At 49.8% G+C, this 15,843-nt stretch carries 15 protein-coding genes; 11 read left to right on the forward strand and 4 right to left on the reverse strand.

What is annotated here, in order from left to right; genetic code table 11:
* The 8 genes from purS (at position 1) to purD (ending at position 9,443) form a co-directional block, all read left to right on the forward strand.
* Positions 1–252, forward strand: a complete 252-nt coding sequence (gene purS, locus B0H94_RS06080; protein WP_106588356.1) for a phosphoribosylformylglycinamidine synthase subunit PurS — start codon at positions 1–3, stop codon at positions 250–252.
* Positions 249–929, forward strand: a complete 681-nt coding sequence (purQ, locus tag B0H94_RS06085) for a phosphoribosylformylglycinamidine synthase subunit PurQ (protein ID WP_106588357.1) — start codon at positions 249–251, stop codon at positions 927–929. Before purS ends, purQ begins: the two co-directional genes overlap by 4 nt.
* Complete coding sequence (gene purL, locus B0H94_RS06090) at positions 913–3,135, forward strand: phosphoribosylformylglycinamidine synthase subunit PurL (RefSeq protein WP_106588358.1); 2,223 nt, start codon at positions 913–915, stop codon at positions 3,133–3,135. The genes purQ and purL overlap by 17 nt, the downstream gene beginning before the upstream one ends.
* A complete protein-coding gene (purF, locus tag B0H94_RS06095) occupies positions 3,111–4,529 on the forward strand; it encodes an amidophosphoribosyltransferase (protein ID WP_106588426.1) in 1,419 nt (472 codons plus the stop codon). The genes purL and purF overlap by 25 nt, the downstream gene beginning before the upstream one ends.
* Positions 4,530–4,991: 462 nt before the next feature.
* Positions 4,992–6,032: a phosphoribosylformylglycinamidine cyclo-ligase gene (gene purM / locus B0H94_RS06105; RefSeq protein WP_106588360.1), complete on the forward strand. Its 1,041-nt coding sequence runs from the start codon at positions 4,992–4,994 to the stop codon at positions 6,030–6,032.
* On the forward strand, positions 6,029–6,616 hold the full coding sequence (gene purN, locus B0H94_RS06110; RefSeq protein ID WP_106588361.1) for a phosphoribosylglycinamide formyltransferase: 588 nt from the start codon (positions 6,029–6,031) through the stop codon (positions 6,614–6,616). Before purM ends, purN begins: the two co-directional genes overlap by 4 nt.
* A complete protein-coding gene (gene purH / locus B0H94_RS06115; RefSeq protein WP_106588362.1) occupies positions 6,613–8,151 on the forward strand; it encodes a bifunctional phosphoribosylaminoimidazolecarboxamide formyltransferase/IMP cyclohydrolase in 1,539 nt (512 codons plus the stop codon). The genes purN and purH overlap by 4 nt, the downstream gene beginning before the upstream one ends.
* 14 nt (positions 8,152–8,165) lie before the next feature.
* Positions 8,166–9,443 (forward strand): phosphoribosylamine--glycine ligase, encoded by a 1,278-nt coding sequence (purD, locus tag B0H94_RS06120; RefSeq protein WP_106588363.1) that lies wholly within the window; start codon positions 8,166–8,168, stop codon positions 9,441–9,443.
* Here the strand turns inward: purD and B0H94_RS15450 are convergent.
* Together B0H94_RS15450 and B0H94_RS06125 are read right to left on the reverse strand one after the other, a co-directional pair.
* Positions 9,403–9,513 carry an EYxxD motif small membrane protein gene (locus B0H94_RS15450; protein WP_345789033.1) on the reverse strand — a complete coding sequence of 37 codons (111 nt, stop codon included), beginning with the start codon at positions 9,511–9,513 and terminating at the stop codon, positions 9,403–9,405. The genes purD and B0H94_RS15450 overlap by 41 nt on opposite strands.
* Positions 9,514–9,676: 163 nt before the next feature.
* Positions 9,677–9,934: a YgaP family membrane protein gene (locus B0H94_RS06125; RefSeq protein ID WP_106588364.1), complete on the reverse strand. Its 258-nt coding sequence runs from the start codon at positions 9,932–9,934 to the stop codon at positions 9,677–9,679.
* A 160-nt stretch (positions 9,935–10,094) separates the two neighbouring features.
* Here B0H94_RS06125 and B0H94_RS06130 point away from each other — a divergent pair, with 160 nt between their 5' ends.
* From B0H94_RS06130 to B0H94_RS06140, 3 genes are read left to right on the forward strand one after another with little or no spacing between them, the layout of a single operon-like run.
* Positions 10,095–11,837 (forward strand): adenine deaminase C-terminal domain-containing protein, encoded by a 1,743-nt coding sequence (locus B0H94_RS06130; protein WP_106588365.1) that lies wholly within the window; start codon positions 10,095–10,097, stop codon positions 11,835–11,837.
* Positions 11,838–11,877: 40 nt separating this feature from the next.
* Entirely contained in the window at positions 11,878–12,954 is a 1,077-nt protein-coding gene (locus tag B0H94_RS06135; RefSeq protein ID WP_106588366.1) for a DUF3048 domain-containing protein, read from the forward strand.
* Positions 12,955–12,986: 32 nt separating this feature from the next.
* On the forward strand, positions 12,987–13,298 hold the full coding sequence (locus tag B0H94_RS06140; RefSeq protein ID WP_106588367.1) for a YerC/YecD family TrpR-related protein: 312 nt from the start codon (positions 12,987–12,989) through the stop codon (positions 13,296–13,298).
* 47 nt (positions 13,299–13,345) lie between these two features.
* Here the strand turns inward: B0H94_RS06140 and B0H94_RS06145 are convergent, their stop codons facing one another.
* Together B0H94_RS06145 and ade are read right to left on the reverse strand one after the other, a co-directional pair.
* Positions 13,346–13,837 carry a hypothetical protein gene (locus B0H94_RS06145; protein ID WP_106588368.1) on the reverse strand — a complete coding sequence of 164 codons (492 nt, stop codon included), beginning with the start codon at positions 13,835–13,837 and terminating at the stop codon, positions 13,346–13,348.
* A gap of 156 nt (positions 13,838–13,993) precedes the next feature.
* A complete protein-coding gene (ade, locus tag B0H94_RS06150; protein WP_106588369.1) occupies positions 13,994–15,751 on the reverse strand; it encodes an adenine deaminase in 1,758 nt (585 codons plus the stop codon).
* Between the last annotated feature and the right edge of the window lie 92 nt (positions 15,752–15,843).

Here is a 15,843-nt window from a genome sequence, read left to right on the forward strand (position 1 = left end):
ATGAAAACAGTTCATGTGTATGTCACGTTAAAAGAAGGTGTGCTTAACCCGGAAGGAAGTGCGATTGAGCGTTCGCTTCATGCGTTAGGATACGAGGAAGTACAAAAGGTGCAGACCGGTAAGTGGGTATCGCTTCAAGTAGAAGACGGTCCAGAACTAGCGCAGCGCGTCGAGCGGATGTGCGAGCAGCTGCTAGCCAACCCGGTCATTGAGGATTACGAGATTCAACTTTCGGATGAGGTGACAACATGAAAGCGGCAGTGATTGTATTTCCAGGCTCGAACTGTGACATGGATATGCAGCATGCCCTTCAACTGGCTGGCATGGAGGTGGAATTTGTCCGCCATACAGAAACGAGCGTGGCGGGCTTCGATTTAATCGCACTGCCCGGCGGTTTTTCTTACGGGGATTATCTTCGTTCCGGGGCGATCGCACGGTTTGCACCGGTGATGGAAAGTGTGAAAGAACAGGCAGACAAGGGGACGTTAGTGCTTGGTGTGTGCAATGGCTTTCAAGTATTGACTGAAGCAGGGATGCTGCCAGGAGCATTGAAGCGAAATGATGGACTGAAGTTTATTTGCCGGCCGGTTGCTTTAACGGTTGAAAATGAACAAACGCCGTTCACCTCTGCGTATGAACAAGGCGAAACGGCTGTAATACCAGTAGCGCACGGAGATGGCTGCTACTTTGCTGATGATGAAACGATTGCGGCGTTAAAAGCGAACAGACAAATTGTGTTTACGTATCAATCAGAACTTAACGGCTCTAAGGAAGCGATCGCCGGCATAACAAATGAACGGGGCAATGTGCTCGGCATGATGCCGCATCCGGAGCGGGCGGTTGAAGCGCTCTTAGGCTCAAGTGACGGTGCACCGCTGTTTGACGCAATGATTAAGCATTGGAGGGAAGCACATGCTCCTGCAACATGAACCAGCGCCGGAAACAATTGAAACAAAAGAAGTTTACAAAGAGATGGGTTTAACAGATGATGAGTTTCTAACTGTGAAAGAAATTTTAGGACGACGGCCCAATTATACAGAAACCGGCCTGTTTTCAGTGATGTGGTCGGAACACTGCAGTTATAAGCATTCCAAAAATGTGTTGAAAAAGTTTCCGACCCAAGGTGAGCAGGTTGTGCAGGGGCCGGGAGAAGGGGCCGGCGCTGTTGATATTGGCGACGGGCAGGCGGCGGTCTTTAAAATGGAGAGTCATAACCATCCTTCTGCTGTTGAACCGTATGAAGGTGCAGCAACCGGTGTCGGCGGGATTTTACGCGATGTGTTCTCCATGGGGGCGCGTCCGGTGGCCCTGTTGAACTCGCTTCGGTTTGGCCCATTAAAAACGGCGCGGGATCGGTATTTGTTTGAAGAAGTTGTTGCCGGCATTGCAGGCTACGGAAACTGTGTTGGTGTGCCAACCGTTGGCGGGGAGATTCAGTTTGATCCATGCTACGAGGAAAAACCGCTGATGAACGCCATGTGCGTTGGCTTGATTGATACGAAGGATTTGCAAAAAGGGCTTGCGGCCGGAACGGGCAACACGGTCATGTATATCGGCGCAGGAACCGGGCGCGACGGGATTCACGGTGCTACATTTGCTTCAGAAGAGTTAAGTGAAGAGTCGGAAAGCAAGCGGCCGTCGGTGCAGGTCGGCGATCCTTTTGCGGAAAAGCGCGTGCTTGAAGCATGTATGGAAATTGTGCAGGAAGATGCGTTAATTGGGATTCAAGATATGGGTGCCGCCGGACTTACTTCTTCTTCAGCAGAAATGGCAAGTAAAGCAGGTTACGGCATTGAGATGAATTTAGATCACGTGCCGCAGCGGGAAAAAGATATGACCGCTTATGAAATGATGCTTTCAGAATCGCAGGAGCGGATGCTCATTGTCGTTAAACAAGGTGAAGAAAAGACATTTAAAGATATTTGTGCGTACTGGAATCTTCATGCCGAAATTATTGGGACGGTGATTGAAGAACCGCGGCTTCGTTTAACGCACCATGGGGATGTTGTCGCCGATGTACCGGTAGACAGCCTGGCTGAAGACGGCCCGGTTTACAGCCCGGAGAAGCAGGTGCCGGCTTACTATGAAACGTTTCAATCCCAGCCAACATGGAACCCGGAAGGTGAAGTGACAGAAGACTGGCTCACATCACTTTTACAGCAGCCGACGCTTGCGAGTAAAGAGTGGGTGTATGACCAATACGATTATATGGTACAGACAAATACGGTCGTCGCGCCAGGCGCAGATGCGGTTGTGCTCCGTTTAAAAGGTTACGACAAAGGGATTGCACTCACGACAGATGGAAACAGCCGCTATATTTATATGGATCCAGAAACCGGTGGGAAAATTGCCGTAGCAGAAGCGGCGCGCAACATCGTTGTCTCTGGTGGCGTACCACTTGGGATCACCGACTGTTTAAATTACGGCAGCCCGGAAAAGCCGGAGATTTTCTGGCAGCTAGATACATCGATTACCGGGATGAGCGAGGCAGCAGCAGTATTAAATACACCGGTTGTCGGCGGTAACGTATCGCTTTATAACGAAACAGCTGCAGGGGCAGTGTATCCGACACCTGTGATTGGTATGGTCGGTAAAGTTGAAAAACTTGCTCATATTACCCCTTCAGCATTTACAGCCGCAGGGGACCGGATTTATGTGCTTGGTGAAACGCAGGCTGAATTTGAAGGCAGCGAGCTTCAGCAAATGCAGATGGGTGCAGTAAGCGGCCGGCCGCCGGCGCTTGATTTGGAAAAGGAAGCAAATCGGCAGCATCAGCTGACAGCAGCCATTCAAGCCGGGATGGTTGCATCTGCTCACGATGTAAGCGAAGGCGGTCTTGCGGCAGCACTTGCTGAAAGTGTGATGACAACAGAAGGCCTCGGGGCTGATGTAAGCTTGGATATGCACGCTGAACTGCTCTTTAGTGAAACGCAGTCCCGTTTTATTGTCAGTGTAAAAGCTGAAGACGCAGAAACATTTGAAAGCATTGTACCGGAAGCAGTGAACGCCGGCATCGTTACAGCAGATGAGCAGCTCTATATCAACACAACTGATAAAGCTCTCTCGTGGCGCGTCCAACAATTGCGCGAAGTTTGGAAAGGAGCTATTCCATGTATGGTGAAATCAAAGGGCTGAACGAAGAATGCGGCATCTTTGGGGTATGGGGACATCCAGAAGCGGCCCAGATTACGTACTACGGCTTGCACAGCTTACAGCACCGCGGCCAGGAAGGCGCCGGTATCATTACGAGTGACCAGGAGCGGATGTATGCGCATAAAGGTCTCGGGCTTGTAACTGAAGCTTTTCAAGAAGGAGATTTGGAGAAGCTCGGTGGTGAGGCGGCGATCGGACACGTTCGGTACGCTACAGCCGGCGGCGGCGGGCTCGTCAACTGCCAGCCGCTTCATTTTCAATCACATAGCGGCGGCCTTGCTGTGGCTCATAACGGAAACCTTGTGAACGCTGAAAGTTTAAAGCAGCAGCTGGAACAGCAGGGGAGCATTTTTCAGTCCACTTCAGACACGGAAGTGCTTGCCCACTTGATTAAGCGCAGCATGTATCCACAGTTGAAAGAGCAGTTAAAACAGGCGCTTTCGATGATTAAAGGAGCTTACTGCTTCGGGGTGATGACTGAAAAAGAGTTGATTTTTGCAATGGATCCAAACGGGCTGCGCCCGCTCTCGATTGGTCGGATTGGTGAAGGTTATGCGATTGCGTCAGAAACATGTGCTTTTGATGTGATCGGTGCTGAACATATTCACGATGTGCAGCCAGGCGAGATGGTGATTTTTAACGAACACGGCATGCATATTGAAGGCTTTGCCCAAACCTCCGCTCGCTCGATCTGCAGCATGGAATATGTCTACTTTTCCCGGCCCGATTCCAACGTGGACGATATTAATGTGCATAGCGCACGCAAGCGTCTCGGTAAAGAACTGGCAGATGAAGCTTTTGTGGAGGCAGATGTCGTAACCGGTGTGCCGGACTCCTCAATTTCAGCGGCGATTGGTTACGCTGAGCAGGCGCAGCTGCCGTATGAGCTTGGTTTAATTAAAAACCGCTACGTCGGCCGGACGTTTATTCAGCCGTCACAGGAGCTGCGTGAGCAAGGTGTGAAAATGAAGCTGTCAGCTGTGCGCGGCGTTGTCGAAGGCAAACGCGTCGTCATGGTCGATGACTCAATTGTACGCGGTACGACGAGCCGGCGCATTGTGCGCATGTTAAAAGAGGCAGGAGCGCTTGAAGTGCATGTCCGGATCAGCGCGCCACCGATTATCAGCCCATGCTATTACGGGATCGATACGTCAAATAAAGCTGAACTCGTTGCGGCGAGTCACAGCGTAGAGGAAATGCGCGAGATGATGGAGGCTGATTCGCTGTCATTTATCAGCATTGACGGGTTAAAACGCGGAATCAGCCGGCCGGATGCAGATCCAAACTGCGGGCAGTGCCTCGCCTGCTTCACCGGCAATTATCCGACCGAAATCTTTGAAGATACGCTGCATCCGTACGAAAAAGTTGAAGTGTAAACGCACGTAAGGCGGAGGCCGCGCACAAAACGGCGTGAGCCGCGCCTAAACGAGCGAGAGCCGCGCGTAAACCAGCGTGGGCCGCGCACAAAACGGCGTGAGCCGCGCGTAAAGCAGCGTGGGCCGCGCACAAAACGGCGTGAGCCGCGCGTAAACCGGCGTGGGCCGCGCGTAAAGCAGCGTGCGCCGCGCACAAAACGGCGAGAGCCGAGCGTAAAGCAGCGTGGGCCGCGCCTAAACGAGCGTGGGCTGCGCCTAAACGAGCGAGAGCCGCGCACAAAACGGCGAGAGCCGCGCACAAACCGGCGAGAGCCGCGCACAAACCGGCGTGGGCCGCGCGTAAACCAGCGTGGGCCGCGCACAAAACGGCGAGATCCGCGCACAAAACGGCGTGGGCCGCGCATAAAGCAGCGAGAGCCGCGCGTAAATCAGCGCGCTAAATTGAAAAAAGGAGCGTCTTGAATGAGTGATGCGTATCAAGCGGCCGGGGTGGATGTCGCTTCAGGGTATGAAGCAGTACGCCGGATGGCGGCACATGTGAAACGGACAGAGCGCCCGGAAGTGCTCAGCGGCTTAGGAGGATTTGGCGGATTGTTTGATATTTCCGAGCTCCCATATGACGCGCCGGTCCTTGTCTCTGGCACAGACGGCGTCGGTACAAAGCTGAAACTCGCTTTTCAGATGGACAAACATGATACAATCGGCAAAGATGCAGTCGCGATGTGTGTAAATGATATCGCCGTTCAGGGAGCAGAGCCGCTCTTTTTCCTCGATTACATTGCCTGCGGTGAGCTATCGCCGGAAAAAGTTTCCTCCATTGTCCACGGCATCGCTGACGGTTGTGTTGAAGCCGGCTGTGCCCTTGTCGGTGGAGAGACGGCGGAAATGCCAGGCATGTACGCACCAGCAGAATATGATATTGCAGGGTTTTCAGTCGGTGCAGCAGAAAAGCATGTCGTGCAGACCCCACCTGCAGCTGAACAAGGGGATGCAGTGATCGGCGTGGCGTCATCCGGCCTGCATAGTAATGGATTTTCGCTTGTGCGCAAGTGTCTCCTTGAAGAGCAGGGGCTGAAGCTTGATGAAGTGTATGCGCCGCTTGAGCGTCCGTTAGGTGAAGAATTGCTGGAGCCGACTAAAATTTATGCCGCCTCGTTGCAAAGGCTCCGACAAGCTGTCGATATCCGCGGCATGGCGCATATTACCGGCGGCGGCTTGTATGAAAATGTGCCGCGTATGCTGCCGGAGGACGTAGGTGCTTCACTGGATCTGGCGCGTTGGGAAGCGCCGGCGGTGTATCAGCTCCTGCGCGAGACAGGCGGCCTCACCGAGCAGGATATGTATCACGCGTTTAATATGGGCATCGGCGCAGCTGTCATTGTTAAGGAAGATGACGCAGCAGCAGCCATTCAGGCACTAACAGATGCCGGGGAAACTGCAGCCGTAATCGGGACTGTGACGAATGAGCCGGGAGTTCGTATTCAAGGAGTGGATCACGTATGACACGCTTTGCCATACTAGCCTCAGGCAGCGGCTCTAACGCTGAAGCGCTCATGAAAGCAGCAGAAGCAGGTATCATACCGGCTGAAGCGGCGCTCGTTGTCACAGACAAGCCAAATGCCGGCGTGTGCGAGCGAGCGGCGCGTTACGGGGTGCCGGTCGCAGCATTTCAGCCGAAAACGTATGAAACGAAAGCGGCCTTTGAAGAAGCGGTAGTGCACGAGTTGAAACAAAGGGACGTCGACTGGCTCTTTTTGGCCGGATATATGCGGATCGCAGGTGAGGTACTGCTCACGGCATACCCCGGCCGGATGGTCAATATCCATCCGTCCTTGCTGCCGGCGTTTCCCGGCAAAGATGCGATTGGACAGGCCGTCGCTCACGGTGTGAAAGTGAGCGGTGCGACAGTTCATTTTGTTGATGCAGGCATTGATACAGGTCCGATTATTGCACAAACCCCTGTTCCTATTGATGAAGGTGATACGTTAACGGATGTTACAGCACGCATTCAACAGGCGGAACATGAACTCTACCCAAAGACTGCAGCACAACTTATTCAAGAAGAGAGAAAGCGAGTGGGAGTATGACGATTCGTCGAGCATTGCTTAGTGTATCTGATAAAACCGGGTTAGTACCGTTTGCCAAAGCATTATATGAACAAGGGGTCGAGCTTATTTCAACGGGTGGTACAAAGCGCGCCCTTGAAGCAGAAGGGTTGAGTGTGACAGGCGTTGATGAAGTGACCGGGTTTCCGGAAATTTTAGAAGGGCGTGTCAAAACCCTTCACCCAAACATTCACGGCGGCCTGCTTGCAAAGCGTGAGGAAGCGGCACATGAAGCTGCGCTAAGCGAGGCAGGTATCAACTACATAGACTTGGTCGTTGTGAATTTGTATCCGTTTCGAGCAACGATTGAAAATCCAGAGAGCAGCTACAGCGACGCCATCGAAAACATTGATATTGGCGGCCCGTCCATGCTGCGCGCAGCGGCCAAAAACCATGCAGACGTTACAGTAGTGACTGATCCGGCAGATTATGAGGTTGTTGCTGCTGAATTGAAAGAAAACGGTGCAACGTCAGCAGCAACGCGGCAGAAGCTTGCGGCAAAAGTATTTCGTCATACAGCAGGTTATGATGCATTAATTAGTCAATACATGACCGAACAAGCTGAAGAAACGGCCCCTGAATCTTACACGGCAACGTTTGAGAAAGTGCAAGGTTTACGCTACGGCGAAAACCCGCACCAGCAGGCGGCATTTTACCGGAAGCCGGGAGCAGGCGCTTCCTCTATTGCAAATGCAAAGCAGCTGCACGGTAAAGAGCTTTCCTACAACAACATTAACGATGCAGAAGCAGCGCTTGCGGTCATTAAAGAATTTACGAAGCCGTCCGCTGTTGCAGTTAAGCATATGAACCCGTGCGGGATTGCTTCAGGTGAAAACGTATATGAAGCGTTTGATAAAACATATCAAGCCGATCCAGTCTCCATTTTCGGCGGAATCACTGCATTTAATGAAGAAGTTGATGAGACGCTTGCGGTGCAGCTGAAAGATATCTTTTTAGAAGTGATCATTGCACCAGGCTTTACTGAAGAGGCGGTGCAAGTGTTAACAACGAAAAAGAATTTACGCCTGCTTGAAGTACCTGTGCAAGCATCAGCACAAACAGAAAAGCGTTTAACTTCCATCCACGGCGGTCTGCTCGTGCAGGATGAAGATACAGGCAGCTTAAGTGATGTGGAACTCTCCGTCGCGACCGAACGCGAGCCTGATGAAGAAGAGTGGCGCGACCTTGAACTCGCTTGGAAAGCGGTGAAACACGTAAAATCAAACGCCATCGTCCTTGCGAAAAACGAACAGACAACAGGTGTTGGAGCCGGGCAGATGAACCGGGTCGGCTCGGCCGGTATTGCTATTGAAGCTGCCGGCACTGAAGCCCGCAACAGCGTGATGGCCTCTGATGCTTTCTTTCCGATGAAAGATACAGTAGAAACCGCAGCAGGGGCCGGCGTTCGTGCCATCATCCAGCCAGGTGGATCGATCCGTGATGAGGAGTCGATTCAGGCAGCAAATGAGCACGGTATCGCCATGGTCTTTACCGGCATGCGCCACTTTAAGCATTAAAGGAGGAAGCGGCGATGAATATTCTCGTTATTGGCGCCGGCGGCCGCGAGCATGCGGTGGCAGCAGCCTGCGCAAAACATCATCACCACGTGTTTGTCTCCCCGGGAAATCCAGGCATGACGGATGTGGCGGTCGTTTTAGGGATTGACACAAAGGACCGGGAGGCACTGCTTGCCGCAGCAGAAGCCCGTTCGGTTGATTTAGTCATTATCGGTCCTGAAGATGAGTTAACTGCAGGATTAAGTGATCAGTTCAGTGCACGTGGCTTCAGTGTGTTTGCACCATCTGAGGCAGCGGCTCAAATTGAAGGTAGTAAATCGTATGCCAAAGAGCTCATGTTCCGCTACGACATTCCGACTGGATATTATGACGTATTTGATAACTATGATGAAGCCGTTGCGTATGTAAAACAGCAAGGTGCGCCGATTGTCGTTAAAGCAGATGGAATAGCTGCCGGCAAAGGGGTGACAGTTGCAATGACTGAAGCCGAGGCAGAAAGTGCGTTAGCTGATGTGCTTTTAGAAGGGAAGTTTGGCGCCTCTGGTACGCAGGTTGTGCTTGAAGAGTATTTAGAAGGTGAGGAATTGTCGGTGATGGCGCTTGTGAACGGCCAAACCGTGGTTCCGCTTGCTGAAGCACAGGACCATAAACGTGCTTATGATGGGGACGTTGGACCAAACACCGGCGGTATGGGCGCGTACTCTCCAGTACCGCAGTTTGATGAAGCGGACCTGGCTGCGGTGAAAAAGGATGTACTGCAGCCGGCAGCAGATGCGCTTGCTTCTGAAGGCCGTCCGTTTACTGGCGTGTTGTATGCAGGCTTAATGATGACCGCTGACGGGCCGAAAGTGATTGAATTTAATGCTCGTTTTGGTGATCCGGAAACACAAGTTGTCCTCCCGCGGCTTGCATCAGATCTCGCGCAAGCGGTGATGGAGCTCCTAAACGGCGAAACACCAAAGCTCACTTGGCACGAGCGGGCGGTGCTTGGGGTGGTGCTTGCGTCAGTCGGTTATCCAGGGACGTATGATAAAGGAGTTGTGCTAACAGGAATCAATTTTCCTGAAGACATTCATGCCTTCTGGGCTGGTGTAGCTGAAGAAGATGGTATGTTTTATACAGCCGGCGGACGGGTGCTTTTAGCGGCTGCTGAAGCAGAAAACCTACAGGCGGCGCAAACAAAAGTGTATGAAGCTTTAACGCCGCTTCAAACGCCGGGGCTTTTTTACCGAGAGGACATTGGTTATAAAGCTATCGCTGCCGCTTCAGCCAAACGAGAAGCAGAACAATAACAACACCGATGATCATGGCGTAAACAAACCCTAAATCTGTGCCCCGTTCTAAAATCCATGCAGATGACATATTAACGCCTCCTTTATGTAGAATCAGCCGGCGGGATAATGCCGCCGGCTTTTGGTTTCATAATGACGCTTTGTGCGCAATCAAACGAAGATAATCCATCGAACGAGCAAATGTTTGTCTCAAAATAATTTTCAGGTTGCCACCGGACATGAATCCGGTGGTTTTAAATTTCTTCAAGTGATAGCGTTGTATCTTCAACTGGAGGAGAAGATGCTGAATTTTGTTTAGACTGCTTGAAAACAGCTGTCAATGGGCAGTATCTATGAAAACCACTGGCCATTTTAACGCCAGCCAAAAAAGCAATCAGCACGTGAATTAAGTTCCAACGATGGCGCACCAAGCCGGCAGAACTTAAAGCAAGCATAGCTACACCACAGCCGGTACGCATTAAAGCATTCATGATTCCGATGTTAGGTTTCATAACAAGTCTCCTTTCTTGAGGGTTGGATAAATGTTAAGATGTTCTCAACGCTTTCGCATTGTAAAGACCTACAGTGCGAATTGTGATAAAATAACAATTGCCTTCATTGACGACACTTCAATGAAGAAGCTTGATCATGAAAATAAAGCAGGTGAGCCGAATGGCAAGTCGTAAAGATCGATGGACAAAAAAAGAAGTACGCAGGCAGTTAGACGTTGTGCGCAGTGAGGTTGCACCAACCAAAGTTTTAAAAAACGCCGTATATTTAAATAGCGCCCGCAAAGTGTGGAGTGAAGCTCATATTTGGATCAGCGGGGACCGGATCGCTTATGTCGGCAGTGAACTTCCTAAGAACATGGATGAAACTGAAGTAATCGACTGCAGCGGTAAAGTCGTCGTTCCCGGCTATATGGAGCATCACGTCCACCCGTTTCAGTTATATAATCCCCTGTCGTTTGCGGAATATGCATCTGCACGTGGCACGACAACATTATTGAGTGATAATTTATTCTATTTTTTAAATTTAGAAAAAAAGAAAGCGCTTACGTTAATTGAAGAACTTGACCGCTTTCCAGCATCGATGTATTGGTGGGCGCGGCTCGATCCACAGACAGAGTTAAAGCATGAAAATTATTTATTTGCGCCATCGCAGATGAAGGCGTGGCTTGAGCACCCGCTCGTTTTACAAGCCGGGGAAATGACGGCTTGGCCGAAAATGCTGACAGGTGATGATACACTGCTGCACTGGATGCTCGAAGCGCGACGGGAGTATAAACCAATTGAAGGGCACTTGCCTGGTGCATCAGAAAAAACATTGGCGCAGATGGTGTTAACAGGCGTCACAGCTGATCATGAAGCTATGACAGGTGAGGAAGTGATCCGCAGGCTCGATGCCGGTTTAGTCACTTCGCTGCGTCATTCTTCCATCCGACCGGACTTACGCCGGCTGCTTCGTGAAATTCAAGAAGCTGAGATTAACGATTACAGTCGTCTTCTTTTAAATACGGATGGATCGACACCGGCGTTTTATGAAGACGGGGTCATGGATGCGCTAATCAAGATCGCGTTAGAAGAAGGTGTACCGCCGATTGCAGCGTATGAAATGGCAAGCTACAACCCGGCGCGCTATTACGGCATTGATGATACCCATGGTTTAATTGCACCTGGACGGATCGCTCATTTGAACATCCTTTCTTCTGTAGAAGAACCACAACCGGAAGCGGTTCTCGCAAAAGGGGCGTGGGTGCATGGTCCGGCAGCAAATAACTCGTTTCCGGCTGCTTTTCCTTGGGAGGATTTTGGGGTGCAGCCTTCCCGTTTTGACTGGGATGTGCAAGATGAGGACTTTCACTTTTCGATGCCGCTCGGGATTGAACTTGTGAACTCCGTCATTTTAAAGCCATATCAAGTAGCAACAGATGTAACACAGGATCGGATGCCTGCTGGTAGAAATGAAAGCTTTTTTGTCATGATTGATAAGCATGGCCATTGGCGGATTAATACGTTAATTAAAGGCTTCGATACCGATATTGAAGGGTTTGCGACAACCTTTTCAAACACAGGAGATGTTGTGTTAATCGGAAAGTGTAAAGAAGAAATGAAACGAGCTTTTCAGCGGCTCAAAGAACTTGGCGGAGGTATGGTGCTCGCTGAACAAAGCGATGTGGTGTATGAGCTGCCGCTTCCGTTGTTTGGCATTATGGCTGATCAGTTTATGGAAGACGTGATTGCAAAACACAAAGCTTTAAACGAACTGCTGAAAGAACGTGGATATCCGCACGACGATCCGGTGTACAGCTTGTTGTTCTTTGCTTCTACACATCTTCCTTACATTCGGGTGACGCAGGAAGGAATTTATGATGTGCATAAAAAAACAGTACTCTTTCCTTCAATAATGCGTTAAAATAGTAACGTGAGAAAGTAAAGTAAAGGTGGCACGAAGGATGAAGCGATTTTTTATAATACCTGCTGCTTTCGCGCTTTTGCTGACGGCATGTAGTGAAGATGAGGATCAAACTGAAGCGGAAGAGGCAGCTTCTGGTGCGTCAAACTTGGAAGTTCGCGATGACCCTTCTGAAATCACAGAAGACACAGTTGAAGATGATTCATCTGAGTATGAGTATCCACTCACAGGCTTACCGGCAGATAACGAAGAGGCTGCAGCTGAACGTCCAGTGGCTGTTACGATTAACAATCATCCAGATGCCCGCCCGCAGAGTGGTTTAAATCAAGCGGATGTCGTATATGAAATGCTCGCTGAAGGAGAAGTAACGAGGATGGTCGCTTTGTATCAAAGCGAATGGCCGGAAGTTTTTGGACCGGTTCGCAGTGCCCGCGATTATCATATTGATGTAGCCCGCGGCTTTGACAGCGTCTTTGTAACTCATGGCGGGAGTCCAAGTGCTTTAAGCCGGCTTGGAGCAGGCGAGATCCCTTCTTTAAACGGCCTTCATTATGAAGGAACGTTATTTGAGCGTGAAGCCCACCGTCAGGCGCCGCATAACTCCTACATCTCTGCTGACCATTTAGAAGAAGGAATTAGAGAAGAAGGTATTGAGCAGGAGCGTGCCATTAACTCGCTATCGTTTTCTGAAGATGAGCCGGATGTAAGCAGTTCAGAGGCTTTTGAAGCAGAGATCACATACCCACAAGGGCAATACAATGTGACTTATACGTTTGATGAAACAGAAGAGGCGTATATGCGTTCAAGTGATGGGGATGAAACGGTGGATGAACGGACATCTGAACGAATCGGTGCAGAGAATATTTTTATTATGAGTGCGTCTCATAACGTTATTGATGATGAAGGACGCAGAGACATCTCTTTACAAGAAGGCGGTCGCGGTTATTTACTGCGCGGTGGTGAAATGTACGATGTGGACTGGATCAATCAAGACGGTCGGCTGGTCCCAGCTGTTGAAGGTGAAGAAGTGCCGCTTGCGCCAGGTCAAACATGGGTTAACGTTTTAAATGCGCCGCTTGGAGAAGTTGTGGAAATTACAGACGAAGAATCACTATAATATTGGATTTATAAAGAGAAGAGGTGAGCGCCGTGCAAATTGATAAGCTTCGCGGACCAGAGCTTGATCAGCTGTTTCATGCGGTTTTATCGCTTGAAGATATTGAAGAATGTTATCGTTTTTTTGAAGACTTGTGCACAATCAATGAAATTCAGTCCCTCGCCCAGCGGTTGGAAGTAGCTCGTATGTTGAAAGAAGGCAGTACGTATCATAAGATTGAAACGGAAACTGGAGCCAGTACGGCTACAATTTCACGTGTAAAGCGCTCGTTAAATTACGGCAATGAAAGTTATGATATGGCTTTATCCCGTGCAGCCGAACGTCGAAAAAGTGAAGGTTCATAATATATAAAACGCCTGTGAAGTGATATCCAACTTCACAGGCGTTTTTTTCATAAACATAAGACAATGACTTCAAACGGTGTGGTTTGGGCGGGAATGCTTTTTGTAGATGGGCCGTAAATAACAACTAGATCCCGATTCGCAGGCGATTTTGTAAATGCCAGCCCGTTCGTTAATGAGCGTTTTGTGCAGGGTGCAAGATGTAATTTTAAGCTTTTGTCTTGGCTGACGAGATGTGAATCAAAAGCGTCAACTTTCACGTTTCGAACAGGGCTTTCTCTCACGATAACTAAAGCGCGGTACTGCGGTGGGTAAATTAACGGTACAGGTGCATTCGCATCGTAATAACCTGTAATCCAATCACCGACAGAGATCCTGTCACGTTCGACAATGTAAGTGGACGGGGAAACAACAAAATTTACAATTGAATTCGCACCGTCTTGAACGGATAGAAGTTGATAACAACCTGTCTGATCATCAGGGGTGATCAAAAAATCATGAATTCCTGTAACAACCCCGCTGAATGAATGAAAATTGATCATTTATAAACCCTCCCCAGCTTAAGGAATCAAGCGTACTTTAAGCCTTCATCTCTTTTAAGCTTACGTGGGAGAAATAAAAAAGTGACAGCTGATGCGGGGTAAATAAACTTTCCTCAGACTGATGACATAGTAAAAAACTTGAAGTTCATGTACAGCTTACTGCTCCGAGTTCCGGTAAGGATCTACAGAAACAAGTTGCTGTGCGGTAACGTCGTATAGTCCTTGCACCGTCAATTTTAATTCAGGAATCACAGGCAGCGACAAAAATGATAGTGCAATGATTGGGTCAAAATTGCCGGTAAAACCTATATCTGCGAGCGGCTGCTGCATCGCTTCGAGCTTATGCGCAACTTCTTCACTAGAGCGATCGGAGAGCAAACCGCTGATCGGCAGCGGCAGTGTAAAAAGAACAGTGCCATCTTGTGTAATAGCGATACCGCCTTGCAGTTCGTTAAGTGTTTCAACAGCTAAAGCAATATCGGTATCATTTGAGCCGCAGGCGATGACGTTATGCGCATCGTGTGCGATTGTAGAGGCGACAGCGCCGTCAATCGTGCCCAACCCTTTCACAATACCAGCAGCGGTTTTATTGTCCGAACGGTGACGGGCGGTGCTGATTAATTTGTTAAAGCCATTACCTGGGGTGAAAAGCTCGTTCTCTACGGGTACGGACTCAATCGAATGACTTGTCATAATTGATCCAGGGCTAACGCCCATCACCCTTGCCTTTGCTTCGTTGTTCCGAATGGGAATGTCAAGATGATCTTGATTTAAGTTGCAGCTGTGTACACTCCCCGCAAGAGATTTAGGCGGTGCTGGCGGCTGGAAAGCAGGGCCGGTATACGTGTGATCAGCTGCGACCTCTTTTCCTTTCACCCATGTTTTTGCCGGGCTGAAGCTCTCAAGGTCAGTCAGCCAAACAAAGTCTGCATCTCTTCCTGGTGCAATCGCTCCTTTATGGTGCATTTGAAAGCATTCAGCTGCGTGCAGGCTTGCCATAGCAAGCGCCGTGATGGGAGCGACACCTTCTGCCACCGCAATTCGAATATTTTCACCAATACTCCCTTTTTGTAAAATTTCATCCATATGTTTGTCATCTGTCACAAATAAACAACGGTGGGCATTCCCTTCATGCACAAGTGGCAAAAGCGCTCGGACGTCTTTAGCGCCGGAGCCTTCACGCAGCATTAAATACATCCCGCGAAGCAAGCGTGCCCGTCCTTCTTCATAGGTGACAGCTTCATGATCGCTCCGGATACCCGCGGCTGCATAAACGTTTAAATGCTCATCTGAAAGGCCGGCAGCATGCCCGTCAATCGGACGGTTTCTCCTGCTTGCGTCATCAAGTTTTTTCATCATATCCGGGTTTGTCTGCGCGACAGCCGGGTAATCCATCACTTCAGCAAGGCCGAGCACTTCGTCTGTATCATAATACGGCATGAGGTCGACAGCATCGAGGCGGCTGCCGTTATCTTCAAGCGGTGCAGCCGGGACGCTTGATGGAAGCATAAACTTAATATCAAGCGGAACTTTGCGGCTTTCGTTGATCATAAAATCAATACCTTCGGTGCCGCTCACATTGGCGATTTCGTGTGGGTCGGTAATGACTGTAGTAACCCCTTGTGGCAGTACAGCTTTCGCAAATTCAGCCGGTGTCACCATTGAGGATTCAATATGTACGTGGCCGTCAATCCACCCCGGGGCTAAGAGGTAGCCTTTGGCATCGACTTCGTGACGACCGCTAAAAGTTCCGATGCCGGCTATATTGCCATCCTGAATGGCAATATCCCCGCGTTCCCACGTTCGGTTAAAGACATCGGCAAAGACAGCGTTTTTAATAACACAGTCTGCTGGGATTTCTCCGCTCGCTGCTTTGATCTGCCGCTCCAGGTGTGAATCATGTGCGTGCGTCATGCCGTTTACCCCCGATCTTATAATTTCGTATATCTTAGCACGTTTTTGCAGGTTTATGAAAATATACGCTGTTAAATTCAAAACAGGGCTAA

The organism is Salsuginibacillus halophilus, from assembly GCF_003014715.1.
Lineage (GTDB): Bacteria > Bacillota > Bacilli > Bacillales > Marinococcaceae > Salsuginibacillus > Salsuginibacillus halophilus.

What these genes read in the sequence shown, in the direction of transcription:
- B0H94_RS06135 (WP_106588366.1), top strand. Translation starts at nt 11,878, where the DNA reads ATGAAGCGATTTTTTATAATACCTGCTGCTTTCGCGCTTTTGCTGACG.
- B0H94_RS06130 (WP_106588365.1), top strand. Translation starts at nt 10,095, where the DNA reads ATGGCAAGTCGTAAAGATCGATGGACAAAAAAAGAAGTACGCAGGCAG.
- purF (WP_106588426.1), top strand. Translation starts at nt 3,111, where the DNA reads ATGTATGGTGAAATCAAAGGGCTGAACGAAGAATGCGGCATCTTTGGG.
- purH (WP_106588362.1), top strand. Translation starts at nt 6,613, where the DNA reads ATGACGATTCGTCGAGCATTGCTTAGTGTATCTGATAAAACCGGGTTA.
- B0H94_RS06145 (WP_106588368.1), bottom strand. Translation starts at nt 13,837, where the DNA reads ATGATCAATTTTCATTCATTCAGCGGGGTTGTTACAGGAATTCATGAT.
- B0H94_RS06125 (WP_106588364.1), bottom strand. Translation starts at nt 9,934, where the DNA reads ATGAAACCTAACATCGGAATCATGAATGCTTTAATGCGTACCGGCTGT.
- purN (WP_106588361.1), top strand. Translation starts at nt 6,029, where the DNA reads ATGACACGCTTTGCCATACTAGCCTCAGGCAGCGGCTCTAACGCTGAA.
- purD (WP_106588363.1), top strand. Translation starts at nt 8,166, where the DNA reads ATGAATATTCTCGTTATTGGCGCCGGCGGCCGCGAGCATGCGGTGGCA.
- purQ (WP_106588357.1), top strand. Translation starts at nt 249, where the DNA reads ATGAAAGCGGCAGTGATTGTATTTCCAGGCTCGAACTGTGACATGGAT.
- B0H94_RS15450 (WP_345789033.1), bottom strand. Translation starts at nt 9,513, where the DNA reads ATGTCATCTGCATGGATTTTAGAACGGGGCACAGATTTAGGGTTTGTT.
- purS (WP_106588356.1), top strand. Translation starts at nt 1, where the DNA reads ATGAAAACAGTTCATGTGTATGTCACGTTAAAAGAAGGTGTGCTTAAC.
- purM (WP_106588360.1), top strand. Translation starts at nt 4,992, where the DNA reads ATGAGTGATGCGTATCAAGCGGCCGGGGTGGATGTCGCTTCAGGGTAT.
- purL (WP_106588358.1), top strand. Translation starts at nt 913, where the DNA reads ATGCTCCTGCAACATGAACCAGCGCCGGAAACAATTGAAACAAAAGAA.
- ade (WP_106588369.1), bottom strand. Translation starts at nt 15,751, where the DNA reads ATGACGCACGCACATGATTCACACCTGGAGCGGCAGATCAAAGCAGCG.